This window comes from Bacteroides sp. OM08-11, assembly GCF_003438665.1.
In the GTDB taxonomy this organism is placed as follows: Bacteria; Bacteroidota; Bacteroidia; order Bacteroidales; family Bacteroidaceae; genus Bacteroides; species Bacteroides cutis.
This window is the reverse complement of the sequence record NZ_QSTJ01000004.1, coordinates 1-26,682: the sequence shown is the minus strand read 5'-3', so window position 1 is coordinate 26,682 and position 26,682 is coordinate 1. Positions and strand designations below refer to the sequence as shown.

Sequence of the window (26,682 nt, the reverse complement as noted above, 5' to 3'; positions counted from 1 at the left end):
AGTGGTAATTTTTATTGTTTTCAATATTTTTCTTGGTAAAGCATGACCCTGTACCCGGCTTTCAGATGCACCTTGACGGTTCGCATCTTTTTGGCGATGTACTGGCTCGTGCCTTGTATCAGCCCCTTGCCCAAGTCGGAGGCGAGCTGCGCCCCGGCATTGGTGGAGATGTTGATGCTGCTTCCCAGCGAGCCGCCCATGTTGGCGGCGACCTCCCGGACGGCGTTCATCTCCATCGAGTTCGGGATGAAGATGCCGGGCTGTCCGTCCGTGTCATAGACCGCAAGCTCCACGGGGATAATCGTGCCGTCGTATTCCAGCGAGGTAATCTCGATGTCGAGCCGCTCACCCTGTATCTTGCCCGTGCCGACCACCACCGCACCCCGGGGTATTGTCCTGCCTGCCACCGCCATAGGCTCCAGCAGGCGCAGCCTTACCGTCTGCCCGTCCGTCACGCTCTGCGCCCCATGCACGCACGCCGGTATGGTGTTCCTGTCCAATACCTCCGCCGTGCCGACAGCCGTGTTGAAACCCCGGTTGCGTTCCTGCGATAAGGCGGCGACAAACTCCGCGTTACTCATAGGCTGTGAGAGTGAAGAAACTACTTGATGCTCCACCTGTCTGATAGGCATTGCCTTGTTCTTCTTCCCTTTCTGCACGGTAGTTGGCTCTGCCCTCTGTTCCGCCGATGGCTGTCCTCCGTTCTGACCGCCCATGTACTTTGCCGCCAGCTCGTAGGACTTCTCCATAAGAGCCACCTGCTCGTCCATAGAGGAAGCCTTGCCCCTCTCGCTTTCCAGTTCCGACTCCAGCGATGCGATGCGCTCCAACAATTCGTCCATCTCCGCATTGTCGTTTTTCGGCTGGTCGTAGAAGTTTCCGAGCGTGGCGTTCAGGTCACGGTAGGCGGCTGCGGAGGACTGGATGGTCTGCGGCGTGGCTGGCTTTGCCCTTTCTTCCTTGCCGCCCGGATTGGCGAGGTCGAAGTCCACTCCGTTCTCCGTTCCCGCTATCTCGCGGTCGAACATGTCGCCCAGCTGCCCGATGGCACGGTTGCGGCTCTCCTGACGCTCTTCCATCTCCCCATGCTCGTAGGCTTTCAGCTTGTCGCCGATAATCTGCCGGTTCGCCTTGTCAGCGTCGGGCATCTCGGTGTTGTATCCGTCCGTTCCCGGCGGTTGCTCCTTGCCGGAGGACGGGGCGAATATCAGCCACATCGCCCCGATGAACACCAACACCATAGCGGGCAGCACGATCATCTTCTGCCGTTTCAGCCGTTGCGCCTCTGTCAGCGGTTCGCGCTCCTTTTTCGGTTTCCCCGTTTCGGGAGCAGCTTTGTTCTCTTTCGTCGGTTCATTCTTTGTCTGTTCCATATAAATAAGGTGTTAAGTGATTGCCTGTTTCCGCCGGGGTCGGCAGTTCCACCCGTCCGGCGTGTCCCGTTTCCATATGTGAGCCGTCGTTCCTGCCGATGTCATAGACGGCTCTGCCGAAGGTGTAAAGGGCAAGCACCGCGAAGGCGGCGAACATCCCCAGCACGATGCGGCGGCGTGTTTCCGGCGGCAAGCCGTCCAGATACCCTTTGAGACTTGCCGCCAAGCGTTTCCGTTTGTCGTGGAGTTTCCAATACATGCCCCACATTGATTTTCTGATACTTTTCATGTCCTGTTACCGTTTGATAGTCTGTAAATCCTTGTTCTCAATGATGGTGAAACCCTCGATGGTAAAACCGTTCGGGTTGTCATCCGACCGCGATGCGTTCAGCAGGCGGCAGGTGGTCACGAGGCTGCGCTCGGTGACGTTGCTCTGCCGGATGATTTTCTGTGTGGCGTAGGTCACGGCACGGTAGGGATAGGCGTTGAAGTCGCACACCACGCTGTCCACCTTCAGCACTTGGTTGATGTTCCCGGCGATGATGCGGTTGTAGTACCCCTTCTCCGCGAAGTCCGAATAATAGTGGTACACGCTCTTGTCCGCCAGCAGCAAGGCACGTTTCACGTTGTGTTCAATCGCGCTTTTTTCAGGTGATAGCGTGAAGAACATCTCGTGGAAACGGCGCACATGTTCCCGTGCCTCCGCCGGGCGGTTCTGCGACAAATCCTGAGACAAGGCGAGCATCAGGCTCTTGCCGTTGTCCAGCACATAGATTTTCTCCCGTTGCTTCTCTGCGAAACGGTAGGAGTTCCACACGCTCCACACCGTCACCACGGCGCACAGCGAGAGGAAGACGATACCGAACAGGCGTATCTGCCTGAACGACGATTCGATGTTTCTAAGTGATTTGAATTCCATTTATATTTTCCAATTTATGATTGCACATTGATTATTTCAGCAATTTGCCGACACGTCCGACTGCGTTTCCTGCGGCTGCACCCGCCACGCTGCCCGCCATGCTTCCGGCTCGTCCCGCCATCTGGTTCACGTTGCGACCGTAACCGCCCATGCCTCCGGCTTGGATAATCCAGCCCGCAACGGTGGGAATGGTAAAGTAGCCGATGATGCCGATGCAGAGGAATACGATATACACCCCGTCGCTCGAATCCAGCGAGAAGTTCGGGTCTGCCTGCATCCGCTCGATGTCGTTTTGCAGCATCAGAACCTGTATCTTCGCCAGTATGGTGCTGAACATGTCCGATACCGGTAGCCACAGATAGACCTGTATATAGCGGCATATCCACTGCGTGAGCGTGTTTTGGAAACCGTCCCATACCGACAGGGCGAAGGCTATCGGACCGAGAATCGCCAGCACCACGAGAAAGAAGGTGCGGACGGTGTCTATCACGAGGGCGGCGGCTTGGAACAGCAGTTCGAGTATCTCGCGGAAGAAGTCGCGGATGCTCTTCTTCATGTTGTACATTCCCCGGTCGATATACATTCCCGCCATCGTCACCATGTCGGAGGGCGACCAGCCGAGTTCCTCCAGTTGCTTGTCAAATTCCTCGTTGGACACGAGGTAGGCGGTTTCGGGGTTGCGTACCATCGCCTCGTATTCCAGTTTGTCCTTCTGCTCCCGGTATCGGTTCATGTCCAGCGTTTCCGCCTCCAGCATCTTTGCCGTGCCCTGTACGACGGGTGAGAGGATGCTGTTTATCGTGCCCAGCACCACAGTCGGGAAGAACATGATGCACAGACCGATGGCAAAAGGACGGAGCATCGGGAATACGTCTATCGGTTCAGCTCTCGCCAGCGACTGCCATACCCGGTAGGCGACGTAGAACAGCGCACCCAGCCCGGCGATGCCTTTCGCCACACCAGCCATGTCCCCACACAGCGGCATCATCTGCTCATAAAGTGAACGTAAAATCTGATGAAGGTTGTCGAACTTCATAGGCTACCAGTATCTTTCGTTCATGTTCCCGTACAGCCCCATGATGCGGTCGAGGTCGTTCTTCTTTTTCGCACGCAGGTAACTCACGGAGATGTTCTTGTTCGTGTAGTAGCTCACGAGGTTGCGGTAACGCTTCATCTTCGAGTGGCAGCGTTCCACCACGTCCATGCGCTCCTTGTCGGTCATGGAGAGCGTGGTGATGTTCACCACGTTCCTGAGTTCCGTCAACACTTCGTTGCTTTCCTCCAGCAGTTTCGTGTAGCCGAAAGCGATTGCGGAAAGCTCTTCGGGTCTGAAATTCCCGTCACGGAGCATCCGTTGGAAACTGTTCACATAGATGTCTGTGATGTCGCCCACCATCAGGATGGTCTGCTGCACCTTGCGGGCGTCCTTGACCAGATTGTTCACCGATTTGAGGGCATCGTAATACTTCTTGCCCTGCTGATAGATTTTCACCGTCTCCTGAAAGTTGCTCACCATGTTCGTGGCGGTCTTGGAGGTATGGATGATGTTTTTGGAGGCATTGATGATGCCCTGCGCTAGATTGCCCGGATCGCTTACGACCCACTGTGCGCTTGCCCTGCCCGCGAAAAGCAGGCACAGGCAGATAATCATTGTTATTCTTGTTCTCATGTTACTTTGGATTTTAGTGGTTGTTATTCTTCGGTCGGATGTCCCGGCTGCGGCTTCACCCGCACATAGTCCCCGTTTGGCGAGAAAGTCAGCACATCCGTGGCCTCGTTGTAGGACACGTCGATGCGGAAGCCGGTGTTCATGAACAGGTTGCCGTTCTCCTCCTGCAAGAGATAGGTTTCCGGCTTGAGCTTGCGGCGCAGACCGCTACGACGGAACACCGTCACTTTGTAGGCTTCGCCCTCCTTGTAGATAAGCACGTCAGGTTTTCCCTCCACGCTCTCCCAGTTCCCGCACAGCATGTCGCGGCGGTTGTCGGCCACGTCGCAGGATTGCAGCATCATGACCGCCAATCCGATAAGGCACTTGCTGACTTGCAGCATTTTCACTTTTGGTAAATTCATACGCGTTTTTCTTTTTTGGTTGATACATTCTGTTTTTTAGTTATTCCTTGTTTCTCCGCCTTTCGGCAAGCTGCCGGATGGCGGCTTCGATGTCGTCGCCCAGCTTCTCCGCCAGACGGTAAACCTCCACTTTTTCCGTTTCCTCGGTGGTGTACGCCAGATACTCTTCCGCGCTGACCTCCGTGGCATAGACCGCCGACTGCGTGCCGCCCAAGCCTATCCACACCTCCTTGTAGAGCCGTGAAGGGTTGTTCGCCATGTTGATGGAGAGTATCTGCGACTTCTCCTTTTCCGTCAGTCCGAGCAACGCCTGTATCTGGTCGAACTTGTTCATATATTTCCTTTGGTCAAGCAGGATTTTACAATCCGAGTTGTTGATAATGCTCTCTTTGACCACCGGAGAACTGATAATGTCGTCCACCTCCTGCGTCACCACGATTGCCTCGCCGTAATATTTTCTGACCGTCTTATACATATAGCGCAGATATTCAGCCATGTTCGCCGATGAGAGGGCCTTCCAAGCCTCTTCCACGATAAGCTGTTTCCGCACGCCTTTCAGCCGCCGCATCTTGTTGATGAAGGCTTCCATGATGATGATGGTCACGACGGGGAACAGTTCGCGGTTTTCTTTAATCGAATCTATCTCGAAGACGATGAACCGCTTGCCGAGCAGGTCGATGTTCTCCGTGGAGTTGAGCAGGAAATCGTAACGCCCGCCCCGGTAATACTGCCGCATGGTGGTGAGCATGTTGTCGATGTTGAAGTCGGACTTCTCCACCTTGATGTCACGCTGTGCCAGTTCCTTGCGGTAGTCGTCACGCATATACTCGTAGAAGGTGTTGAACGACGGCACGATGCTACGGTCGGATTGGATGCGCTCAATATAGGCACTCACGGCACTGCCCAGCTCGCCGCTCTCCGTCTTTGTCACCTTGTCGTCCTCCGACTTCCAGAGCGTCAGCAACAGGGTCTTGATGCTGTCCTTCTTCTCCACGTCGAAGATGTAATCGTCGGTGTAGAACGGGTTGAAGCTGATGGGCTTATCTTCCGTGTAGGTGAAATACACACCGTCCGCTCCGCCTGTCTTGCGTCGGATCATGCCGCACAAGCCCTGATAGGAGTTTCCCGTGTCCACCAATACCACATGTGCGCCTTGCTCATAATATTGGCGCACGAGGTGGTTCATGAAGAAAGACTTGCCGCTGCCCGAAGGACCCAGCACGAACTTGTTGCGGTTGGTCGTGATACCTCGCTTCATGGGCAGGTCGGAGATGTCAAGGTGCAGCGGTTTTCCCGTGAGCCTGTCCACCATCTTGATGCCGAAGGGCGAGAGCGAGCTGCGGTAGTTGGTTTCCTCTGTGAACAGGCACACCGCCTGTTCGATGAAGGTGTGGAAACTCTCTTCCGCCGGGAAGTCCGCCGCATTGCCGGGTATCGCCGCCCAGTAGAGTGTCGGGCAGTCGATGGTGTTGTGGCGCGGCACGCATTCCATGCTTGCCAACTGGCTGCCCACGTCGTTCTTGATATGCTTCAGTTCCTCCGCATCGTCGCTCCACGCCATGACGTTGAAGTGTGCCCGTACCGAGGTCAGTCCGTAGGAATGGGCTTCGTTCAGGTATTGGTCTATCCACTCGCGGTTGATGCTGTTGCTCCTTGAATAGCGAGATAGCGACTGCATGTTACGGGCGGACTTCTCGAACTTCTGCAAGGTTTCCTCACTGTTGTCTATCAGCACATACTGGTTGTAGATATGGTTGCAGGAGAGCAGAAGCCCCACCGGGGAGGCGAATGACAGTCGGCAGTCACTCCGGTCGGTGGAGAGCTTCTCGTAACGGGTGTCGGTAGCCACCTTGCCCGGCAGGTCTTCCGCGTCGGAGAGGGTGTGCAGACACAGGCGGTTGTCGCCGATGCGCATCTCCCTTGCCGAAAGCTCGATGTCCTGCAAGGTGGTGTCACCTTCCGGCATGAGCGAGAAGTAGCGTTCAATAAGTCCCGTCTTTCCCTCAGTACCCACAATCTCATCGGTGGAGAGGCGGCGCAGCCTGACAAGCCCGCTGTCGTTCATGATGCGCTCGAACTGTTCGCAGGCTTCCAAGAACTTGGTCGTGGTTTCCCTGTCCAGCTCCTTCGGGATGATATGTCCCCGGCACAGCGTGCTGAAATTGCTCTGCATCCGGTTACGCTCCTTTGTTGTCTTGGTCAGGTAGAGGTAGCAGGTGTGTTTCAGGTACGGACGCTCGTTGAAGTGACGCTCGAAAGAGCGGCTTAAAAAGCTCATGTCGTCCTTCTGAAGCTCCGGTTTGTAGCGTTCCTTGATGAACCAGTCCTGTTTGTGGACGACGGAGTAGTCCGGCAGCACCTTGATAGCCTTGCACCAGCAACTGTGTATCGCCTCGTACTCCGCACCCGTCACGGTGTAAAGTTCCGGTAGTTCCACCTCGAAAGCCACCGTGATGTCGGCGTCCTTTGAGATGATGCAGCCATGCTCCACCGCTAAAAGTGGGAACCTGTTTTCCAGTGTTGTCATTTTCGATGTATTCCTCATTGTCTTTCTTCCTTTCGTTGTCGTTTGAACAGACGGGTTATCCGCCGCCGGTTGATAAGGTATCGGGGATGGCTCCGTGCCGCTCCTAATTTCATCAGCCCGTGTTCACCGTACCGGGCGTTCAGCGCGAAGGTCTGCCATACAAGGAGGGAGGACGATGCCGCGCCGAAGCCGATACATATCCACTGGTCGATACCGACCATGTAGAGGATGACGAACAGGACGAAGAGAGCCAGCAGACCTCCGCAGAAGATGAAGAGGTACTGTGCCTTCAAGCCCTTGAACTCTACCGGACGGCCGATACCCTTGTTGATTGGGTATTCAGCCATACATTATTTATTAAAGGAAGAATGAGCGCAGGATGGTGGCGGCAACAATCAGGAAGATGCACGCGCCGAACCACGAGGCGGCTGTCTTGCTGGTGTCGGGGTCGCCCGATGAAAACTTGCCGTACACTTTTACGCCCCCGATAAGCCCGACGACTGCACCGATGGCGTATATCAGTTTAGTTCCGGGGTCGAAATAAGAACTCACCATAGAGGTGGCTTCGTTGATGCCCGCGATGCCGTTTCCCTGCGCGAAAGCGGAGGCGGTTGCGGCGATGACAAGTGCCGCGGAGAGGATTGCTTTTCTGTTTTTCAAGATGTTCTTGTTCATAAACTGTTCTTGTTTTTTGCCGTCAAAAGGGTGGATGGTCCTTTGTCGGGCGGTTGATACTTTGTTTCTTTACTTTGGTTTTAGTGGATGCCCGTTTGTTTCCACGGACGTGGGCGTGTCCGTTGCGGATGGGGATGCGCCTTGCGTTTCCTCGCCGCGTGGGTTGATGTCATTCTTTCATGTTCATTTCTTTTATTGTTGTCATACATAGTTGCGAATGTCGAACTCCTCGATGTTGTCCGGCACGACGAACTCCTTTTCAGATTTCTTCAGCCGAATCTCGATAAGCCCCTTGATGCGGATGCCTATCTCCGAAGAGCCTTCCATCATTTTCTCGTACAACTCCGTGCCCTCCATGTCGGTGAACACCTTAGCCGCCTTTTCACGTTCCGCCTGTGTCGCGTCCGGGTTTTTGGCGGTCTTGCAGGCGTCGTCAATCTCGTCAAAGCTGCTGCCCGAAGCCCGTGGCGTGTCCGAGGCGTCCTCTTCCGGTTCGTCGTCCCCGTATCCCAGTTCCTCCGGCGGTATGCTCGTGAAGGTCTCATCGAGTTTTTCCTCCGGGACTTGTGCCGGGCGGGATGCGTTTCCCGTTTTTCCGTCGTCAAAAGTAGCCTCTTCCTCCGACAGCTCAATGCCTTTTTCAATAGTGGCGGCTTCTTGCGTCGGTATGGCAGCGGTTGTCCGGGTGGATGCCATCCTGAAACGGCTCTTGCCGATGATGTCCGCCTTTTCCGCAGGGACTTCCTCGTGTGCCGCTATGCGTTTAGCCTCATTCCCGTCCAGTGACCGCCATAATCCGACAATGCCCTTGAAGAAGCGGACAATCCGCGTGTCCATGATGCGCTCGTAAAGGAGCAGGAACAGGAACCAGAGGTTGCAGCCGACCGATACCGCCAGCAGAATGTCTGTCATGCTGATTGTGTAATTCATATCCTTCCGTTTTTGGTTAGAATACTGAATTGTAATTTCGGGCATAAAGGCTCTTTATCGCATCTTCGCACTGGTTGAAGTGGTGCGTCAGCACATGGTCGATGTAAGCGGACAGCGTAAGCCGGTCATGCCCGATTACACGGGTGATACGCATGATACGCTCGTGGTACTCCGGGCGCACATACGCCATCTTCCCCTCACGTGCCTTTACTTCCGGGTCGCGGATGAACAGGCGTTCATAGTCCTTCTCACTGCATTTGCCGCTTACCGGGACAGGCGACAGTATTTCCACACTCGCCTGCACTTGGGTAAACATACCTCCGCAGTCTTGCTGTGGTCTTTTTTCATTCGGTGTCATTTCTTTTTCCATTTTCAAATCAGATCTTCACGTTGTTTCTTGTACAGTTCGTTGATTCTCTCCTTGTGCTGTTCCAGATGCTGGCGCAGCACGGTATCCACATATCCGCCTACTGAGATTTCCCCTCCGGCGATGTCGTTCACGATTCTGAGGATCTTGCCGTGGACGTCACGGCTGATATAGACACATTGGCGGGTCTTTATCTCGTTGCGGCGCAGGAATAGCTCGTTGTAGTCCTCGTCCTGCCTTTTCCGGCGTCCACTTTCCCTCTGCGCTTTTTCCCGTGTTACGGGTTGCACAGGAGATGGTTCCGGTGCGGCGGTGTCCTCTTCGGTCGGTGCAGCTGCGGGTACTTCCTGTGCGGGGCGCAGTGTCCCGTCCTGTGTGCGCCGCCCGATGGAGGCTAACAGCAGTTCCTCGTCGATGCCTTCCGTGTTCACTTTCCTGCTGCCCATGCTCACTGCGGTCTGATGATGTCGCTTATCTCTTCGGAAAACTCCCGGATGCCACTCCCTTTCAGCAGTGCCGTGTCCATCGGGAAGATGGTGGAGCGGAAAACGCTCTTGCGCTCTTCCGAAAGGTCACGGCGGAACTTCTTGCTGTCGGGCAAGCGGGTGGAAAGTACCGGAAAGCCCATTTCGGCTATCACTTCCTCGTAGATGCCGTACAAGTCGTTCCTCTCCCTGCCGTCCACCATCGTCCAGAACAGATGCAGCCCCTTTGTTTTCGCCTGTCCGGTAGTCATCAGCCTGTCGCGGAACATCGTGACGAATTTCAGGGTACTCTCCACGACAAAGCGGTCGGCACTCAGCGGAGTGAAAATGTAGTCCATCTGCGAGAGCGTCTTTATCACGCCGTTGCTTCGGAGTGTGCCGGGCATGTCGAAGAACACCACGTCGGGTTTCACGTCCTCAGTGGCAATCATCCTCTCGGCATCGTCGAGGGCGTTCACCGCATTGCTTTTGACGATGGTGTAGGCGTTCTTTTTGATCCGGCGGAAATGGTCGCAAGCGAGAGCCTTGAAGTAGGTGCTGCTGTCGATAAGCCCCATTTCGTGTTCGCGCAGCCCGTGGATGCTGTGCTGCGGGTCGTCGCAGTCCACGACGGCGACATTGTAGCCTTTCACGTTGTGCAGGTAGCTGGCGGCAAGTGCCGTGACAGTGGATTTGCCGATGCCACCTTTCTGTGTTGCGAATGCAACGAAGATTTCCTTACTCATAGTTCCATTTATTTTAATTGTTGATGATTTGTTTTTCTGTTTCCATACGGATTTGGCTGTCGCACCATCCGCTTCCGTGACTACACACGCAGGCGGGTCGTCGCGTATCCGGTTCTGTGGTGAAGCGGTGCGTCGGACAAATGGTGATTGACGACATTGCGTCATGAAGTCATTGAATCCATACGTCACCGAATTGTCGGAGAACCGGGTTTCCGACGGTTCGGGTATCCGTTTCGGCAAGTATCCGAAGAAGCGGATTTCCGGGTATTTGAATGTTCCGTTTATCATATCTTCAAATCGTTCGTTTCTTGAATCATGCTGCAAATAAACAAGTATATTTTGGAACCTGTATCACTTCTCCGGCAAGTGGCGGCACGTTGCGCCGGTTGGCAGTCATTGACCGGGTCAAGCATCTGTCCGATACCGCTTTAAGGGCGTAACTTTGCACCCGGACAGCAGGGTTCGCCGATGACGCGCGGCCCGGAGTCCTGAAAGGTATTTTCCCAATCCGTCCCCTGACGGATTTTTATGTTCACCTGAACATAGCAAGATGTCTTTTCAGCCGCTCAAAATATTTTGAGCAGCCACGAAAAGCACTTGCCCTTGCAGGGGGCGGGCTTTCCCTCCGAAGTCGGGAAGCCTTTCAGAACTGCGGTGCTGTAATCCGAAGCGGCGGCTTATGCCGTCAATCCGCTAAATCCAAAGTAATATGAAAGAGAAAAGGAAAAGCAAATCAGGGAGAAATCCCAAACTTGATCCGGCGGTGTACCGGTACACCGTCCGTTTCAACGAGGAGGAACACAACCGTTTCCTCGCCATGTTCGGAAAATCGGGTGTCTATGCACGGTCTGTTTTCCTCAAAGCGCACTTCTTCGGGCAACCGTTCAAGGTGCTGAAGGTGGACAAGACGTTGGTGGACTATTACACCAAACTGTCGGATTTTCATGCACAATTCCGTGCCGTGGGTACGAATTACAACCAAGTCGTGAAGGAACTGAGGCTGCATTTTTCAGAGAAAAAGGCGATGGCGTTGCTCTACAAATTAGAGCAACACACCGTCGAACTCGTGAAACTGAGCCGCCGGATTGTGGAACTTTCAAGGGAAATGGAGGCAAAATGGTCGCAAAAATCAGTGTAGGAAGTTCGTTGTACGGCGCGATTGCCTACAACGGGGAGAAGATTAACGAGGCGCAGGGGCGGCTTCTCACCACCAACCGCATCTACAATGACGGTTCGGGAACGGTGGACATAGGCAAGGCGATGGAGGGTTTTCTCACCTTCCTGCCACCGCAGATGAAGATCGAGAAGCCGGTGGTGCATATCTCTCTCAACCCGCACCCGGAGGATGTGCTGACCGATATTGAGTTGCAGAATATCGCCCGCGAGTATCTGGAAAAACTCGGTTTCGGAAACCAGCCTTATCTTGTATTCAAGCACGAGGACATCGACCGCCACCACCTGCACATCGTGACGGTCAACGTGGACGAGAACGGGAAAAGGCTCAACCGGGATTTTCTCTACCGCCGCAGCGACCGTATCCGCAGGGAACTGGAACAGAAGTACGGATTGCATCCGGCAGAACGTAAAAATCAGAGATTGGATAATCCGTTGCGCAAGGTGGCCGCATCGGCAGGTGATGTGAAGAAGCAGGTAGGCAACACCGTGAAGGCTCTGAATGGGCAGTACCGTTTCCAGACGATGGGCGAATACCGTGCGCTCCTTTCCTTATATAATATGACGGTGGAGGAAGCGAGGGGCAACGTGCGCGGACGGGAGTATCACGGGCTGGTCTATTCCGTCACGGACGACAAGGGTAACAAGGTGGGCAACCCGTTCAAATCCTCGCTTTTCGGGAAGTCCGCAGGCTATGAAGCCGTACAGAAGAAGTTTGTCCGTTCCAAATCGGAAATCAAGGATAGGAAACTGGCAGACATGACGAAACGCACCGTCCTTTCCGTGCTGCAAGGCACTTATGACAAGGACAAATTTGTATCCCAACTCAAAGAGAAGGGCATCGACACCGTACTGCGCTACACAGAGGAAGGGCGCATCTATGGGGCTACCTTCATCGACCACCGCACGGGATGCGTGCTGAACGGTTCGCGCATGGGTAAGGAGCTTTCGGCGAATGCCTTGCAGGAACACTTCACCCTGCCATACGCCGGACAACCGCCGATACCGCTATCCATCCCTGTGGATGCTGCGGACAAGGCACACGGGCAGACCGCCTACGACAGTGAAGATATATCGGGCGGTATGGGCTTGCTCACTCCCGAAGGTCCGGCGGTAGATGCCGAGGAAGAGGCTTTCATCCGGGCGATGAAGCGCAAAAAGAAGAAAAAACGCAAGGGCTTGGGTATGTAATCAGAGTATCAACAATTAAAAAATCAATGTATGTCACAACAAGAAGACGATTTGAGGGCATTGGCGAAAATCATGGATTTTCTGCGTGCCGTGAGTATCATTTTAGTGGTCATGAACGTGTACTGGTTCTGCTACGAAGCCATCCGGCTGTGGGGCGTGAACATCGGCGTGGTGGACAAAATCCTTCTGAACTTCGACCGCACGGCGGGGCTGTTCCATTCCATTCTCTACACGAAGCTGTTTTCCGTCCTTTTGCTTGCCTTGTCCTGTCTGGGTACGAAGGGTGTCAAGGGTGAGAAAATCACTTGGGGGAGAATCTGGACAGCATTTGCCGTCGGGTTCGTGCTGTTTTTCCTGAACTGGTGGTTGCTGCCCCTGCCGCTGCCGCTTGAAGCGGTGACGGGACTGTATGTCCTTACCATTGGAACGGGCTATGTCTGCCTGTTGATGGGTGGTCTGTGGATGAGCCGCCTGTTGAAACACAATTTGATGGAGGATGTTTTCAACAACGAGAACGAGAGTTTCATGCAGGAAACGAGGCTTATCGAAAGCGAGTATTCGGTCAATCTGCCGACACGTTTCTATTACAGGAAACGCTGGAACAACGGTTGGATCAATGTAGTTAATCCCTTCCGTGCGTCCATCGTGTTGGGTACGCCGGGCAGCGGCAAGTCCTATGCCGTGGTAAACAATTTTATCAAGCAACAGATTGAAAAGGGCTTTAGTCAATACATCTACGATTTCAAGTATCCCGACCTATCTACTATTGCCTACAACCATTTGCTGAACCACCCGGACGGCTACAAGGTAAAGCCGAAGTTCTATGTGATCAACTTCGACGACCCGCGACGCTCTCATCGGTGCAATCCCATTCACCCGGATTTTATGGAAGATATTACGGATGCCTATGAGAGTGCCTACACAATAATGCTCAACCTCAATAAAACGTGGGTGTGACCTGAAAAGTCACGTAATTAATTGTTAAACAGCAATGTATATTGCAAGATTTAACCCGCTGTTCCGTCAGCGGTAGCCTACTATAAGGTGCATCTCCAGTGATGGGTTGTGCTAAGCTTATAGGACAAAGTACACTTTCCGAAAGGACAAGACTGAACCGTGAGGGAACGTCAAGGGCGGTTAGTATCATACCGTCGAGTGGCGAGGCTGGATAGCATGGTTAACGTAATGTGAACTGACTTTAGCCGTCGTAAGGTTTGAAGGAGCGCAAGAGACTTTAGCTCTCACCAAAAGGTAAGCAGTCGGATAACCCTCGCCCATGTTGGGGTTACACGGACATAGCACTGCCGGCGGACTTGGCAGAACCTAAACTATCCGTTTGTCAATTGCGTGGAACAGGGCAAGCCTGTATCTCTCTCGTAATAATGCGAGTAAGCGAACCGCAAGGCAAGCCGAATGGGGTGCAGGTATGAGATAACGGAGAAAGCGAATGCCGCCCTGTAATGGGGAGGATACGGATTGAACCAACATCACGAGTTAATGAGGGTAACATCATCCGACACGAAAGTGGGCAGACTTCCGTATATGGTAACTCTTTACAAGATAACTTTTAGAACTTTCAAAAGGAGGAAAGCAAATGAACGAGATTAAAACATCGTGTGCGCCTGCTGACAGCAGGAATCTGACTTGGGACGGTATGAACTGGTCTAAGTGTGAAACCTATGTCCGAAAGCTACAAGCGCGTATTGTAAAGGCTCAGAAAGAAGGCAGACATAACAAGGTGAAAACCTTGCAGTGGATGCTTACCCACTCTTTTTACGCCAAGGCATTGGCAGTAAAGAGGGTTACTTCCAACAAAGGGAAGAATACGTCTGGAGTAGATAAACAGCTTTGGGACTCTCCCAAGCGCAAGTACAAAGCAATCGGTGAACTTAGACGTCGTGGCTACCATCCACAGCCGCTCCGTAGGGTTCACATCAAGAAAAAGAACGGTAAACTCCGACCGTTGGGAATACCGACCATGAAAGACAGGGCGATGCAAGCATTATATCTCATGGCATTGGAACCGATAGCCGAAACGACAGGCGACCGTTTTTCTTACGGCTTCCGAAAGAAGCGCAGGACAATGGACGCAATTCGTCAGATTGATACGGTTCTAAATCGCCAGCATTCCCCCGAATGGATTTTGGAGGGAGATATTAAGGGTTGCTTCGACCACATCAGTCACGGCTGGCTTATTGAAAATATCCCTATGGATAAAACAATACTCAGAAAATGGCTGAAATGTGGAGCTGTATTCAATGGTAAACTGTTCCCGACAGAAGAGGGTACACCACAAGGAGGTATCATATCACCGACACTTGCAAATATGGCACTTGACGGACTTCAACCACTCTTGGCTGAAAGATTCAAAAGACGTTTCATCAACTATAAGACATTCCACTACAAAGTGAATCTTATCAGGTATGCGGACGACTTTATAATCACAGGTCGAGATAAGGAATTATTGGAAAACGAGGTCAAACCAATGGTGATAGAATTTCTCAAAGAAAGGGGTCTTACCTTATCCGAAGAGAAAACTACCATTACGAACATATACGATGGATTTGATTTCTTAGGTTTCAATGTAAGGAAGTTCGGCAAAAGGCTGTACACATCTCCGTCCAAAGATGCACAGAAACGCTTTAGGGCAAAAATCAGTGACATCGTTAAAGGACATAAAATGTGTAAGCAGGAATCGCTGATACGAATGCTCAATCCTGTGATAACAGGTTGGGGAAACTATTACCGATATGGTGCATCAACCAATGCTTTTCACGGTTGCGACAATCACATTTACAACCTCACAAAGAAATGGGCTTTACGTCGCCACCCAAAGAAACGCAAGTCTTGGGTTGCAGATAAGTATTGGCATGAAATTCGGGGGCGTAAATGGACGTTTGCATGGAAATATGAAACAAAAAGCAAGAAAGTGAACTACCTGACCCTTAAAAGGTTGTCGGATATACATTATACTCCGTACAAGCAAGTCAAGGGGGAGGCAAACCCTTTCGACCCGGAATATGATGATTATTTCTTTCAGCGAAAGGAGCAACAAATGCTGGAATCTCTCAAAGGACGTAAGTCACTCTTATATTTATGGAACAAGCAGAAGCGGACTTGTCCGTTATGCGGCAAGGAGATAGATTGTACAAAAGCATGGAACGTCAATGAAATATCTGTTGGTGGTTCAATTGTACGGCAACTTGTCCATAACAACTGCCACAAGCGAAATAAACGAAACTGTTGAAAGTATGAGCCGATTTCTAACAACAAATAGAAATATTGAGTTGCTTGAGCCGTATGAGGGGAAACTCTCACGTACGGTTCTTAGGGGAGAAGGGGGCAGTAATGCCCTTGACTTACCCGATGTGCAAAAGCAGGGCGACTTCTTCGTGGAGTCACCTATCATTCTGTTTGCCAGTATTATCTGGTATCTCAAAATCTATCAGAACGGGAAGTTTTGCACGTTTCCCCATGCTATCGAGTTTCTGAACCGCCGTTACGAGGATATATTTCCGATACTGACCTCTTATCCGGAGCTGGAGAACTACCTTTCGCCGTTCATGGATGCGTGGCTTGGAGGGGCTGCGGAGCAGCTCATGGGTCAGATAGCGTCGGCAAAAATCCCGCTTTCGAGGATGATTTCACCGCAGCTCTACTGGGTGATGTCAGACAGCGAGTTTACGCTGGACATCAACAATCCCGAAGAGCCGAAAATCCTCTGCGTGGGTAACAATCCCGACCGTCAGAATATCTACGGTGCGGCACTCGGTCTGTATAATTCCCGTATCGTGAAGCTCATCAACAAGAAGGGGATGCTGAAGTCATCGGTCATCATCGACGAGTTGCCCACAATATACTTCAAAGGGTTGGACAATCTTATAGCTACCGCCCGAAGCAACAAGGTTGCCGTGTGTCTGGGCTTTCAGGATTTCAGCCAGTTAGTGCGTGACTACGGGGACAAAGAGGCGAAAGTGGTGATGAACACTGTCGGCAATATTTTCTCCGGTCAGGTGGTGGGGGAAACAGCCAAGACGCTCTCCGAGCGGTTCGGTAAGGTGTTGCAGAAACGGCAGTCCATCTCCATCAACCGGCAGGATGTTTCCACCTCCATCAACACGCAGATGGACGCGCTCATTCCACCGAGTAAGATTTCCGGGCTTACGCAGGGAATGTTTGTCGGTTCTGTATCCGACAACTTCAACGAGCGTATCGAGCAGAAGATTTTTCATTGCGAGATTGTGGTGGATGCCGAAAAGGTGAAACGGGAAGAAAGTGCCTACAAGAAAATTCCCGTCATTACAAACTTCACGGACGAGGACGGCAACGACCGCATGAAGGAAACGGTGCAGGCGAACTACCGGCGCATCAAGGAAGAGGTGAAGCAGATTGTGCAGGAGGAACTGGAGCGTATCAAAAACGATCCGGTGCTGTGTAAACTGCTACCAGATAATGAGACTGTCTAACAAGTCCCCAAAATTGAAAATTATCCCTATCGAAGTTTGAAGTGACCCCCAAAAGTTGGATACAATTTTTTTGGGGGGCACTTCAGTTCTGACGGGTAAAATCGTAAAATTCGGACTTGTTAGACAAATACTTACGCGGTTTCAACCTCAGGTACTGAATCTATCGAATTGACAAATTTAACCAATTGCGGATCTGAATCTTTTTGTATGAGGTTTCGGAGACTCTTTTTCAATTCATAAGCATCATCCCCTGCTGTATTTATTAAATCCATATAAAAATCTTTGTTTTGCAGAATCAATGAACGGCATGCCCCATCGGAAATTACAGGTTTCACTATTTTATCAATAACGTCTCCAGCTTGACTTTTCAAATTACCATGCGATCTAAGCCATGTTTCGAAAAATTGAAACTTTATTGCATTGATAGTCTTTTTACCGATGCAGAAATCATTTCTTATATCGGTAACTGTCGATTTAATTTTTCGTTTATCCAATCTTTCAACTATATTCTTGAAACAATTAGGGAAAGGATTCAAACTTTGAGTTCCAGAAGCAATATCCATCAGAATCTTTTTGCCAAATTCAGTCAAGTTATCTGGCAAGGATTTGATTTTAGCCAGTAAATGTTTTATTGCGACAAACCAATAATATGATGTATGTGCTGTTCTTTGGGCGTATAATGTATCAACACTTATTTCAGACAACGCTTCGAACGCTATTTTATTGATATGATCGGTCAGGACATTGCTTATTTTAGTGGTCAAATCGTAAAAAGATGCGTCAGGAATTACATCTTTAATATTGTTCTTAGTGATATACTTATCCAAATCGGTATTCCACTCTGCTAAATGCTCGATAAATACCTCATCCGTTACACCTATTCTGTTCTTAATATCTTCAAATTGGGGCAATATGTCTGAGAGCAATAATTTATAGCCAAGTTTATGATTTACCATGTATTGTAGTGTTTCATTTAATAGCGGTATATTCCATCCCACACTATTTACTAATAAGTCTCCATGATCCACATAATAGTCCATGAGTTCTGCAACATATTTTATATCTCCACCCTCTATTAAGGAAACGGAATGACCATGTGCCAATTGCATGGCGACTAAATCGTAATATCCAGACTCTTTAATGTTTCGGCCATCAGTTTCTAATTCAGAATGCAACTGATTTATGTAGGTTGAATCTAACGTTACAGGTAAAGGTCTTTCTTCGTCAGATGCCAATAAACGATAGGTTGTAAATATAGCCCCTATATTATCTTTATTTACATTCTGTTCATCAATGCAATTCGTGATCGCTTGCAAAAGCGTTGGAAACGTATAGGTAGAATTATCTTTTAACGTTTTTACAATATCTGCATGGTCGAAATTATCGGGTAGTAAGTTTGCCAAATAATTATCGAGCGCCTCCGAATTTGTTGCTACTTGATAATATTTATATGCTTTAGTTGTCGCGTTATCCCGATAGGCAGCATCTGTTGCATTTGCAGCTTGAATATAATCGATAAATGTATTTGGCTTGACTGTTTTTGCTTCAATCAATGACGTAAAATCGCACGCCAACTTATTTTGCGCAATAAACCTGTCTATTGCATCTAACGTTTTGAAATAGTCGCCGCCATTGAAGTCATTGAACCGAACTATCTTCTTATATAATTGAGCAATCACATGGTTTTGGCTTTCCGTGTCTAAATGCAACAGCAGTTCTTGGTATTCGACAGGGAACACCTGCTTCTCTATGGATTCTTTTAATTTCAATTGTGCTATTCTTTGCCATACACGCAGAATAACATCGCTCTTTCGAGTTAATTTATGCAAACAATGTATAATCTTATCGATAAGCGCATTGTCCATACATTGTATAACTTCTTCTAATACAGTGTCAAATTGTTTATTAGTCTCTGCATATTGATTTATGTCGTGGTCTTCTTCTCCGTTGATGCAGCCTTCAATATATTTTTTCAATGGAATTTGTCGAGCATCTTCAACATCGACACCATATACCAAAGCTGCAATTTCGCGTTGTGTTTGCAGATCATTGTTAATTATTGTTTGAATGCCATTCAGATAGTCGCCGGACAATATTTGTTCTACTGGATTTGCCAGAATATCCGTCTTCTTCAAACAGAACAATGCTATGTTTATCATCAAAATTTCGTTACACCACTCTTGTTTAAGAGCGACCATCTCATTGATATATGATATAATTTCCCTAACATTGGCATTAGGATTTACCAATCTGAATATCCGATTTATAGTTTCTTTCGCTTCATTTTCTGTTTCTCCAAATGCTTCAACAAACAGTTTGTTGAATATACTTCGATAGTCGGTAATAACAGGAGGAGCAACACGATAAACAATAGGGAAAGTTTTATTGATAAAATACTTGGTCAGTTGTTTCGTTTGTTCGTCGGTCTCATCTCCGAATGCACAAGCTAAATGTGTTTCATCGAAAGGAATAACAGCCCAAACATTTTCAAAACCGCTATCGGCGAAGAACGTATGGATAGAAGATCATAATTCTTTTACTTTTTCAGCGGGGAGACGATCCATGTTGTCAAAAACAAGGACTAATTTACGTTGTCCTTTTTCCTTGATAAAATCAGAAATGTCTTGCATCCATGTTTTGAACTCGTAAACCGTTGGTTCGTCTTCGCTCAAAGTCTCATAGCAAACGTCCTTTTCGACTTTATCTTGATAAATAGCTAACATATAACTCCATCCATATTTATGATCTTTGCTATATGCCCATTTCCAAACGCACAATGCAATAAGAACTGGCAGTGCAGCTATGATAATAGACAATAAAGAAAACCACCATGTTGTGGGTGTAGGTTTTACTGCATACGCAATAAATGTAAATATCGGAGTTAAAACTGCAACCAAAAATGCCGCAACCATACCATTACTGATAAGGGGATATTTTTCGGTTACGGTCTCCGTTTTACGGGCTAATAAATATTTCAGCTTTTCAGACCATGATACGGTTTTCGTACCTCCACCTTTGACTTTTATTGTTGCATTTCCAGATAGGATACCATCATCAATAAGTTTGCTTGTAAGCAATTCCAATATAGAGCGGCGTTGCAAGTCCTCTTGATGTCCCCATGCGTCATACTCAAAAAAGTAATAGTCGTCTGATAATTCACGTTCCAACATTTTAACCACGTTGGATTTTCCAGATCCCCAAATACCTTCGATGCCGATAATTCGAGGTAAAGTACATTCCTCATCCAATGAATCATTCTGACAAAAATGGCGAGCAATAGTTTTTGCCAACCTTTCTTGCGAACCTCCATCGAATTTGTCAATACCACACGGTTTATTTTGGATAAACCGCGGATATTGCTGTTTGGATTGTAGTTTTGTTTCCATATACGTAATTTATTGATTATACGAACTCCAAATAATTCTCCCGATTTACCACATGAAACTCGGCATAGGGATAGGCTTCTTGGAAGGCTTTCGGTGCGGCCGGCATTTTATTTCCCCACTTGAACTCCAAGGCGGTAAGACTGTCGGCACTCTCCTCAATCAGGTCGATTTCCTGTTTGTCGTAGGTGCGCCAGAAATAGAACTCCCTGTGCAGTCCCTCATTGAAGTTCGCTTTGCGCCGCTCTCCGATGATGTAGTTCTCCCACAGCGCACCGACATCCTGCCGAATGGCCAGCGGTGAGAAAGCCCCGATAATGGCATTGCGAATGCCGTTGTCGTAGAAGTACCACTTGCCAGCTTTTGTAACCTCCTTGCGTAGGTTACGCGAATAAGCCCCCAGACGATAGATAACGAAGACCTTTTCCAATAGGTCGAGGTATTTTTCAACGGTCGTCTTGCTCATGCCGAGTTGTTTACCTAACTCTTCGTAAGAAACTTCGCTGCCCAACTGAAAAGCTATCAATCGCAGTAGATCGCGCATCTTGCTCGAATTTTTTAAGCCGTCAATTGCTAAGATATCTTTAAGCAGGTATGCACCGACAATATCACGTAGGTAGTCTGTTTTACGTTCATAGTTCTCCATCATTACTACTTCGGGATAGGAACCGTAAATCAAGCGCGCTTCGAGGTTCTGGCGGGTTTCAAGTGCCGTTTCCGTCTGTGCGATTTCCCGTTGCGAGAATGGTGTAAGGAGAAATTGCGTACTGCGGCCGACCAACGGTTCACCAGTCTTATTCAGCAAATCGAATGACGAAGAACCACTTGCCAAGACACTTATTCCCGGTATTTCATCAACTATCAACTTCAGAATACTACCGATTTGTGGTATGTTCTGTGCCTCATCAATAGCCAGCAAATCAATACCATCCAATAAATGCCGATAATTGGCTATTGAGCGATTCTCCAATAGTGCTAATGTGTCGTAGTCTTCGCCGTTGAGCATCATCGTCCTACCTGAATAGTTGTCCACAATTTTACGCATCATTACCGTTTTACCAACACGGCGAGCACCAAAAATCAGTACTGCTTTATTGGGCGCGATTCGTGCTGTAATCTTCTCTTGAAGTATTCTATTTACTGTTTCCATACCTTATAAAATATAATGCAAAGATAATCATATTTTTTTAATTGGCGAATTTTACAAAAAAAACGGGCTATTAAATGGCGATTTTTACAACCACAATCTTATGGAAGTTGTTTCATTGTTTTTAGTAATGATATATGTTCATACTATGATGACTCAATAATTTACCAGACATACGTTTCTGAAATTTGTCCTTATAGGAATGAAAAACTCACATATATTGTGCTAATTAATATATAATTAAATGAAAATAAAAAGACAGGATACGAGTATTCCTGTCTTCTCATATGTAATGGATATTTTTTTATTTTCTCATCCGCTCCAACTCCTCATCACGCAACATTCTCTCGTTCAGTTTTTCCTGCATCCTGTCAATGAAATAGGTGCGGCTTTCGTTCTTCCGGCGTTTGATATCAGTGTAGAAGCGGTAGCAGTCTTTAGAATCAACCCCGAATATCTTATAGAGAAGTGGGGCGAGCTGTTTGAGCGGCATATTGCCGTTGTTGATGCAGCCCATCACGTCTATGCCGTAGATAAGTTCCACGAGGTCGATGGCATTGCCCGTCCATTGAAGAAGGCTGGCGGTGGTTTCTGTTGCGTTGTTGGCGGATATTAGTGGTGGCACTTGGGGCGTGGCAAGGAATTTCTGCATCTTTCTTACGAAAGACAGAGCCTTGCTGACGTAGGCGGCAATCTCTCTTTTTTCTTCTGACAGATTACGTACGGGATGGTGCTGCAACTCGATTTCGATGTAGGCAAGCGCGATGACGGTAAGGTTCATGTCCATGCCGCCGTTGCACAGTTCGATCACTTGGGTGGCGAAAGCCGTGTATGCCGTTTCCATATTGCAGTCGCCGGCTTCGTTTATCAGGCGGAAAAAGTCGGTTTCCGCCAGCAAGAAATAATTCATGGTTCTGTCAATTTTGAAAATTACACTTTGTTTTCTGCGTGCGCACATGAATATAATTGGCAAAAAACGCGGCAGAAAATAAAAAATCCAACACTCAATTTTACAAAGTGCTGGATTTCAGAGGTATAAAATTCAGTATTTTTTCACAAGGACAAATTATCTCCGACTTAAATTGTTTGTAATCGGAACATTTATTCTATTCCTGAAAATAGAAATGTATGCTTGCCGCACATTTTGGCTATCTTGCTTTTTTATCAAGGATATAGATAATGCGACATACACCGTTGGGATAGCTTTTCAAAGAGGAAAGCGTCCAGTGTTGCTCTGGCAGAGCCGACTTAAAAAAATGTCGTCCGCTTCCGGATATGAAAGGAACGGTGTATAGTATGATTTCATCCACAGCGTGCATCCGCAGCAGTCCGTTTATATAGTCTGCCGTGTCCGGTGTGGCTTCCGCGAGGTAACGGATGTTTGTGCAGTCTTTTCTCCATTCGTGCAGCATTGAAATGGAATAGTCCGGTGTCACACGGTAAAAGGCTTTCTTCCTGATTTCATCAAGACCGCAACGGTCAAGGCACAAATCCTGATGTGCTTTATCATATAACTCTGAAGAAAGACATCCGTCCATCGTCAGTACGGCGAGAATCTGAACTTTACCCATAATCGTTTCCTTTCGTTAGGCAAGGGTAAAAAAGTAGCGTGCAATTCACACTACCTTCAAGCGATGGCTCTGGTAAAGCCTTTACGGAGAGTACGTGAATGCACGCTATGCGTAAGCATAGCATAAGCATCACGCAATCGTCTCCGTAGTTCCAATTTACCAGATTTTCGCTTGAAACGCCTTGCGGTCTTATCCTATATGTTGGCGGCGAAAAGCTCCTGCCAATCGCCGTTTTTCTCAAATGTTATGCAAAGATAGCCAAATTCAGTGAATTACGGGCTATGATTGCTTGAATTTATATTTAAGTCCATACTCTTCAAGTTTGCTGTATAGTGTTGTCCTGCCTATGCCGAGCAGTTCTGCGGCGACACTCCGGTTGCCGTTTGCCTGTTTCAACGCACGCAATATCCGCTCCTTATCCTCCGCGTCATTGCGCAAGGCGAAGCTGACAGTAGAGGTCGGTTTCGTCACGGCAAGTTCCAGATGCTCTTTCATGACAACACCTTCCTGCGCCTGCAATACAGCACCCATAACTTTCTGCCGAAGTTCCCGCACGTTGCCCGGCCATGCGTGTGTCAGCAACGCTTTACGTGCTTCGGAACTGAACCCGCTCACGCTACACTCCAGCTCTCTGTTTGCCATATCACGGAAGAACTCTGCCAGCGGCATAATGTCTTCTTGACAGTCACGCAACGGAGGAACGGTTATCCCGAAGTCGTGCAGGCGGTACAGAAGATCCTGCCGAAAACGCTTTTCATTCACCGATACCTCCAAATCTTCATTGGTAGCAGCGATGATGCGGACATTGAAATTCCGGTCTGCCTTGTCTCCGACCGGGCGATACCGCCTCTCCTGTATGGCACGGAGCAACATCTGTTGGGTTTCCAACGCGAGGTTTCCTACCTCGTCCAGAAACAACGTGCCGCCTTCCGCCTCATGGAAATATCCTTTCTTGGCATTGTCCGCACCTGTAAATGCACCTTTGACGTGTCCGAAGAAAGCCGACGGTGCAAGCTCTTTGGAGAGTGAACCGCAGTCCACCGCCACAAATGGCTTGCCTGCACGTTTGCTCTTGTCATGCAACAGGTGGGCAATATGCTCCTTGCCCGTGCCGTTCTCACCAAATATCATCACGCTCATATCGGTGGCGGCTACCAGCCTTATGCGGTGCATGATTTTCTGAAAGGCGGAACCTTCACGGGCGAATATAGGCATACGGCGTTGTCCTGCCTGACGTTCTTTCAGTATGGAACGGATCAGGGGGACAAGTTTATCCTCCACAAGCTGTTTGGGAATATAGTCTATCGAGCCGAGTTTCATGCTTTCCACGGCGGTATTAACTTCGGCGTAGTCGGTCATAATGATGAAGGGCTGCATCTTTCCCTCCTTTCGCATCCAGCACAAAAGGTCTATGCCACTGCCGTCAGGCAGACGCAGGTCGGCAACCACGATATCATTATCTGTTGCCTGTTGCAGATGTTTCTTCGCGGTTGAGAGGTGGTAAGCCTTCATATTGCGGTAGCCCTCCCGTGACAGCATATTGCAGACATATTCGCAATACACGATGTTGTCTTCCACCACAATTATTTTTGTCTTATTCATCTTCGTATTTTCTCCTTTCCTCTTCTGCCAACCGTATTATTTCCACTCCCTTATCCAGCACGGCAGTCACGGCATGGCTTAACGCTTCACCATCCGGGAGAGCATCGCCACGAAGCAATCCGTAAAGTACATTCAGCGGTTGGTCGGCACGGAGCACCTCCCACGAACTGCGCAGGTGGTGGATCAGGGAATCCAGCTTTTGCAGGTCTTTTTCTTTTGCTGCATCCCGTACCGCCTGCATTTCCTTTTCTGTTTCAGTTATCAACTTTTCCAGCATGACGGCTTCATTGCCATAGGACAATAAGGCGGAAAAGTCCGGTTTCCCGTCCGGTGTCGCTTTTATGGCACACCTGTCGGAAACCTCCATCAGTTCCGATATGGAGAACGGTTTGAACAGGCATCCGGCAAAGCCTTTTGCCAATAGTTCCCCTTTGTTACAACTGCCCGAAGCGGTTGCCACAACCACCGGGATTGTTGGTGAATTGCCCACGTTGGACGAACGCAACAGTTCCAGCAATTCGAAACCGTTTATATCGGGCATATTCAAGTCTGTCAGCAACAGGCTGTATTCTTTCTGGCGTATCATTTCCATCAGTGCCGCAGCATCGGTGCAAGTGTCGCAGTGTATTCCTTCTTGGGAATACATCTCTTTCAGCATCAGAAGTAATACCTCATCATTGTCAATGGCGACAACATCATGGAATTTATTGTTATGATAAACAGGTGTATTGCTTGTATATCCAAGCTGTTCTTCAGCTTCCTGCATAGAAATTTCAACTGTGAAACGACTGCCTTTCCCTTTCTTGCTGTCTAAACGGATTGTTCCGCCAAGCATCGACACAATATTACGCATTATGGCAAGCCCAAGCCCGAAACCCTCCTTTGCGGCGGCATTTGATAGACGTTCAAACGCACCGAACGCTTGTTTCTGTTCCTCTTCTGTCATGCCTGTACCTGTATCTTCAACGACCAGTGTCAGAACTCCATTATCATATTCAGTAATCAAAGAAACACCGCCTTCTTCTGTGAACTTGACAGCGTTTGACAGCAGGTTATTCCCGATTTGTATTATTCGCTCTTTGTCGGTCAATACAATGGCATCGTGTCCAGTCTTCACGGACAAGGACAGCCCTTTGTTCACGGCAACAGGCATGAACTCCGTTTCAAGTGTGTGCGTGATTGCTGAAATCCGGCAGGGTGACAGACGGGGCTGTTCCTTGCCGTTGTCCAGGCGGAAGAAGTCAAGCAAAGTGTTAAGCATATCCCGCATACGGTCGGAGGATTGCAGTATGTTTTGGATATACTGCCCGGACTTATCCTCACACTGTTCTTTCCGTATCAGTCCGGCATAGCCTGTTATTGCTGTCAGCGGTGTGCGCAGTTCATGGGTGATAGTATGTACCGCCTTCTTCCTTGACGTTATCAGTGCCTCGTTCCGTTGTACGGATTGTTCCAGTTGCCTTATCAAATCAGTTGTCTTGTGCTTGTATTGTTTAATGCTTTTTGCATCACGATGTATGATGATGTAGGAAATTAACAACAATAGAAGAACGAATCCCATTAAACCGCCTACTTGCATAAATGACTTTTCACGCATGGCAACTATTTCGTTTTCCCGGCTTTGCAGTTCGGTTTGTACCTTTTCTTCTATTTGGCAAATCAATTCTTGCAGTTGTCTGTTAAGTTCTGCATTACGAGCTGCAAGGCTGTCGGCTTGTTCCGACAATTGGCGATCCTGCACTTTCTGTTCGCTGATTACGTTTCTATTGACCGAATGAAGGATAGTGGTTGATACTGCTGGAGTTACTTCCTTTTTTTTGCCGAATATGCCTAAGAAACCTTTTCGTTTTGGCTTTTTGGACTGTTCCTGCACACTTTTCTGTACAATAACCGGAATTTGATTGGCTATCTTCTTGTTAATAGATTGTTGTTCATCCATTAACCGGACTATCTGGAACATCTGTCGTTCCTTATCCTCTAAAAGACTGCGCACACTATCGATGCGCTCTGCTGGATAGGTGGCCTTGAAACGGCAGAGCATACTGTCCATTGCCATACGCCGTGCATGGTAATGC

The 26,682-nt window shown here is 48.9% G+C and carries 23 protein-coding genes and 2 pseudogenes; 6 read left to right on the top strand and 19 right to left on the bottom strand.

Annotation, left to right across the window (positions count from 1 at the left end):
• Positions 1-20: 20 nt before the first annotated feature.
• The 13 genes from traM to DXC10_RS08490 all read right to left on the bottom strand — a co-directional run bounded on the left by traM (position 21) and on the right by DXC10_RS08490 (position 10,239).
• Positions 21-1,373, bottom strand: a complete 1,353-nt coding sequence (gene traM, locus DXC10_RS08550; protein ID WP_004291521.1) for a conjugative transposon protein TraM — start codon at positions 1,371-1,373, stop codon at positions 21-23.
• Entirely contained in the window at positions 1,354-1,662 is a 309-nt protein-coding gene (locus DXC10_RS08545; protein WP_004291520.1) for a TraL conjugative transposon family protein, read from the bottom strand. Before DXC10_RS08545 ends, traM begins: the two co-directional genes overlap by 20 nt.
• A gap of 6 nt (positions 1,663-1,668) precedes the next feature.
• A complete protein-coding gene (gene traK, locus DXC10_RS08540; RefSeq protein ID WP_004291519.1) occupies positions 1,669-2,292 on the bottom strand; it encodes a conjugative transposon protein TraK in 624 nt (207 codons plus the stop codon).
• Positions 2,293-2,323: 31 nt separating this feature from the next.
• Complete coding sequence (gene traJ, locus DXC10_RS08535) at positions 2,324-3,328, bottom strand: conjugative transposon protein TraJ (protein ID WP_004291518.1); 1,005 nt, start codon at positions 3,326-3,328, stop codon at positions 2,324-2,326.
• 3 nt (positions 3,329-3,331) lie between these two features.
• On the bottom strand, positions 3,332-3,961 hold the full coding sequence (locus DXC10_RS08530) for a DUF4141 domain-containing protein (protein ID WP_004304283.1): 630 nt from the start codon (positions 3,959-3,961) through the stop codon (positions 3,332-3,334).
• 23 nt (positions 3,962-3,984) lie between these two features.
• A complete protein-coding gene (locus tag DXC10_RS08525; RefSeq protein WP_004291516.1) occupies positions 3,985-4,365 on the bottom strand; it encodes a DUF3876 domain-containing protein in 381 nt (126 codons plus the stop codon).
• A 40-nt stretch (positions 4,366-4,405) separates the two neighbouring features.
• Positions 4,406-6,910, bottom strand: coding sequence for a TraG family conjugative transposon ATPase (locus DXC10_RS08520; RefSeq protein ID WP_004291515.1), 2,505 nt, complete (start codon positions 6,908-6,910; stop codon positions 4,406-4,408).
• The gene (locus DXC10_RS08515; protein WP_004291514.1) at positions 6,907-7,239 is read right to left on the bottom strand and encodes a DUF4133 domain-containing protein; all 333 of its coding nucleotides are present in this window, start codon (positions 7,237-7,239) and stop codon (positions 6,907-6,909) included. Before DXC10_RS08515 ends, DXC10_RS08520 begins: the two co-directional genes overlap by 4 nt.
• A gap of 10 nt (positions 7,240-7,249) precedes the next feature.
• Positions 7,250-7,567, bottom strand: coding sequence for a DUF4134 domain-containing protein (locus DXC10_RS08510; protein WP_002560983.1), 318 nt, complete (start codon positions 7,565-7,567; stop codon positions 7,250-7,252).
• 201 nt (positions 7,568-7,768) lie between these two features.
• On the bottom strand, positions 7,769-8,497 hold the full coding sequence (locus DXC10_RS08505; RefSeq protein ID WP_004304280.1) for a hypothetical protein: 729 nt from the start codon (positions 8,495-8,497) through the stop codon (positions 7,769-7,771).
• Between the two features lie 16 nt (positions 8,498-8,513).
• Entirely contained in the window at positions 8,514-8,867 is a 354-nt protein-coding gene (locus DXC10_RS08500; protein ID WP_004291505.1) for a DUF3408 domain-containing protein, read from the bottom strand.
• Positions 8,868-8,869: 2 nt separating this feature from the next.
• Positions 8,870-9,310 (bottom strand): DUF3408 domain-containing protein, encoded by a 441-nt coding sequence (locus DXC10_RS08495; RefSeq protein ID WP_004291503.1) that lies wholly within the window; start codon positions 9,308-9,310, stop codon positions 8,870-8,872.
• Between the two features lie 2 nt (positions 9,311-9,312).
• Positions 9,313-10,239: a ParA family protein gene (locus tag DXC10_RS08490; protein ID WP_005783105.1), complete on the bottom strand. Its 927-nt coding sequence runs from the start codon at positions 10,237-10,239 to the stop codon at positions 9,313-9,315.
• Here DXC10_RS08490 and DXC10_RS16515 point away from each other — a divergent pair.
• The 6 genes and pseudogenes from DXC10_RS16515 (at position 10,238) to DXC10_RS08455 (ending at position 16,904) form a co-directional block, all read left to right on the top strand.
• Complete coding sequence (locus DXC10_RS16515) at positions 10,238-10,402, top strand: hypothetical protein (RefSeq protein WP_196029218.1); 165 nt, start codon at positions 10,238-10,240, stop codon at positions 10,400-10,402. The genes DXC10_RS08490 and DXC10_RS16515 overlap by 2 nt on opposite strands.
• Before the next feature lie 381 nt (positions 10,403-10,783).
• Positions 10,784-11,212, top strand: coding sequence for a conjugal transfer protein MobA (mobA, locus tag DXC10_RS08475; RefSeq protein ID WP_004291488.1), 429 nt, complete (start codon positions 10,784-10,786; stop codon positions 11,210-11,212).
• Positions 11,191-12,438 (top strand): conjugal transfer protein MobB, encoded by a 1,248-nt coding sequence (gene mobB, locus DXC10_RS08470; RefSeq protein WP_004291483.1) that lies wholly within the window; start codon positions 11,191-11,193, stop codon positions 12,436-12,438. Before mobA ends, mobB begins: the two co-directional genes overlap by 22 nt.
• Before the next feature lie 30 nt (positions 12,439-12,468).
• Positions 12,469-13,392: pseudogene (locus DXC10_RS08465) on the top strand (YWFCY domain-containing protein); the annotation flags it as partial.
• A 640-nt stretch (positions 13,393-14,032) separates the two neighbouring features.
• Entirely contained in the window at positions 14,033-15,685 is a 1,653-nt protein-coding gene (gene ltrA, locus DXC10_RS08460; protein ID WP_117578997.1) for a group II intron reverse transcriptase/maturase, read from the top strand.
• A 4-nt stretch (positions 15,686-15,689) separates the two neighbouring features.
• Positions 15,690-16,904, top strand: coding sequence for a TraM recognition domain-containing protein (locus tag DXC10_RS08455; protein WP_080693086.1), 1,215 nt, complete (start codon positions 15,690-15,692; stop codon positions 16,902-16,904).
• A 131-nt stretch (positions 16,905-17,035) separates the two neighbouring features.
• Here the strand turns inward: DXC10_RS08455 and DXC10_RS08450 are convergent.
• From DXC10_RS08450 to DXC10_RS08425, 6 genes and pseudogenes are all read right to left on the bottom strand, one after another.
• A pseudogene (locus DXC10_RS08450) lies at positions 17,036-20,290 on the bottom strand (P-loop NTPase fold protein).
• 16 nt (positions 20,291-20,306) lie between these two features.
• Positions 20,307-21,437: an ATP-binding protein gene (locus DXC10_RS08445; protein ID WP_004291480.1), complete on the bottom strand. Its 1,131-nt coding sequence runs from the start codon at positions 21,435-21,437 to the stop codon at positions 20,307-20,309.
• 301 nt (positions 21,438-21,738) lie between these two features.
• Complete coding sequence (locus DXC10_RS08440; RefSeq protein ID WP_004304269.1) at positions 21,739-22,344, bottom strand: RteC domain-containing protein; 606 nt, start codon at positions 22,342-22,344, stop codon at positions 21,739-21,741.
• A gap of 238 nt (positions 22,345-22,582) precedes the next feature.
• Positions 22,583-23,005 (bottom strand): dihydrofolate reductase family protein, encoded by a 423-nt coding sequence (locus tag DXC10_RS08435; protein ID WP_004291474.1) that lies wholly within the window; start codon positions 23,003-23,005, stop codon positions 22,583-22,585.
• A gap of 279 nt (positions 23,006-23,284) precedes the next feature.
• Positions 23,285-24,607, bottom strand: coding sequence for a sigma-54 dependent transcriptional regulator (locus tag DXC10_RS08430; protein ID WP_004291471.1), 1,323 nt, complete (start codon positions 24,605-24,607; stop codon positions 23,285-23,287).
• Positions 24,600-26,682 (bottom strand): ATP-binding protein (locus DXC10_RS08425; RefSeq protein WP_233514943.1); only part of this gene is annotated, 2,083 nt, incomplete at its 5' end. The genes DXC10_RS08425 and DXC10_RS08430, both read right to left, overlap by 8 nt.

Excerpts from the sequence above, each read along its gene's own strand:
- traM (WP_004291521.1), bottom strand. The coding sequence starts at position 1,373 with ATGGAACAGACAAAGAATGAACCGACGAAAGAGAACAAAGCTGCTCCC.
- DXC10_RS08545 (WP_004291520.1), bottom strand. The coding sequence starts at position 1,662 with ATGAAAAGTATCAGAAAATCAATGTGGGGCATGTATTGGAAACTCCAC.
- traK (WP_004291519.1), bottom strand. The coding sequence starts at position 2,292 with ATGGAATTCAAATCACTTAGAAACATCGAATCGTCGTTCAGGCAGATA.
- traJ (WP_004291518.1), bottom strand. The coding sequence starts at position 3,328 with ATGAAGTTCGACAACCTTCATCAGATTTTACGTTCACTTTATGAGCAG.
- DXC10_RS08530 (WP_004304283.1), bottom strand. The coding sequence starts at position 3,961 with ATGAGAACAAGAATAACAATGATTATCTGCCTGTGCCTGCTTTTCGCG.
- DXC10_RS08525 (WP_004291516.1), bottom strand. The coding sequence starts at position 4,365 with ATGAATTTACCAAAAGTGAAAATGCTGCAAGTCAGCAAGTGCCTTATC.
- DXC10_RS08520 (WP_004291515.1), bottom strand. The coding sequence starts at position 6,910 with ATGAGGAATACATCGAAAATGACAACACTGGAAAACAGGTTCCCACTT.
- DXC10_RS08515 (WP_004291514.1), bottom strand. The coding sequence starts at position 7,239 with ATGGCTGAATACCCAATCAACAAGGGTATCGGCCGTCCGGTAGAGTTC.
- DXC10_RS08510 (WP_002560983.1), bottom strand. The coding sequence starts at position 7,567 with ATGAACAAGAACATCTTGAAAAACAGAAAAGCAATCCTCTCCGCGGCA.
- DXC10_RS08505 (WP_004304280.1), bottom strand. The coding sequence starts at position 8,497 with ATGAATTACACAATCAGCATGACAGACATTCTGCTGGCGGTATCGGTC.
- DXC10_RS08500 (WP_004291505.1), bottom strand. The coding sequence starts at position 8,867 with ATGGAAAAAGAAATGACACCGAATGAAAAAAGACCACAGCAAGACTGC.
- DXC10_RS08495 (WP_004291503.1), bottom strand. The coding sequence starts at position 9,310 with ATGGGCAGCAGGAAAGTGAACACGGAAGGCATCGACGAGGAACTGCTG.
- DXC10_RS16515 (WP_196029218.1), top strand. The coding sequence starts at position 10,238 with ATGAAGTCATTGAATCCATACGTCACCGAATTGTCGGAGAACCGGGTT.
- DXC10_RS08490 (WP_005783105.1), bottom strand. The coding sequence starts at position 10,239 with ATGACGCAATGTCGTCAATCACCATTTGTCCGACGCACCGCTTCACCA.
- mobA (WP_004291488.1), top strand. The coding sequence starts at position 10,784 with ATGAAAGAGAAAAGGAAAAGCAAATCAGGGAGAAATCCCAAACTTGAT.
- mobB (WP_004291483.1), top strand. The coding sequence starts at position 11,191 with ATGGTCGCAAAAATCAGTGTAGGAAGTTCGTTGTACGGCGCGATTGCC.
- ltrA (WP_117578997.1), top strand. The coding sequence starts at position 14,033 with ATGAACGAGATTAAAACATCGTGTGCGCCTGCTGACAGCAGGAATCTG.
- DXC10_RS08455 (WP_080693086.1), top strand. The coding sequence starts at position 15,690 with ATGAGCCGATTTCTAACAACAAATAGAAATATTGAGTTGCTTGAGCCG.
- DXC10_RS08445 (WP_004291480.1), bottom strand. The coding sequence starts at position 21,437 with ATGGAAACAGTAAATAGAATACTTCAAGAGAAGATTACAGCACGAATC.
- DXC10_RS08440 (WP_004304269.1), bottom strand. The coding sequence starts at position 22,344 with ATGAATTATTTCTTGCTGGCGGAAACCGACTTTTTCCGCCTGATAAAC.
- DXC10_RS08435 (WP_004291474.1), bottom strand. The coding sequence starts at position 23,005 with ATGGGTAAAGTTCAGATTCTCGCCGTACTGACGATGGACGGATGTCTT.
- DXC10_RS08430 (WP_004291471.1), bottom strand. The coding sequence starts at position 24,607 with ATGAATAAGACAAAAATAATTGTGGTGGAAGACAACATCGTGTATTGC.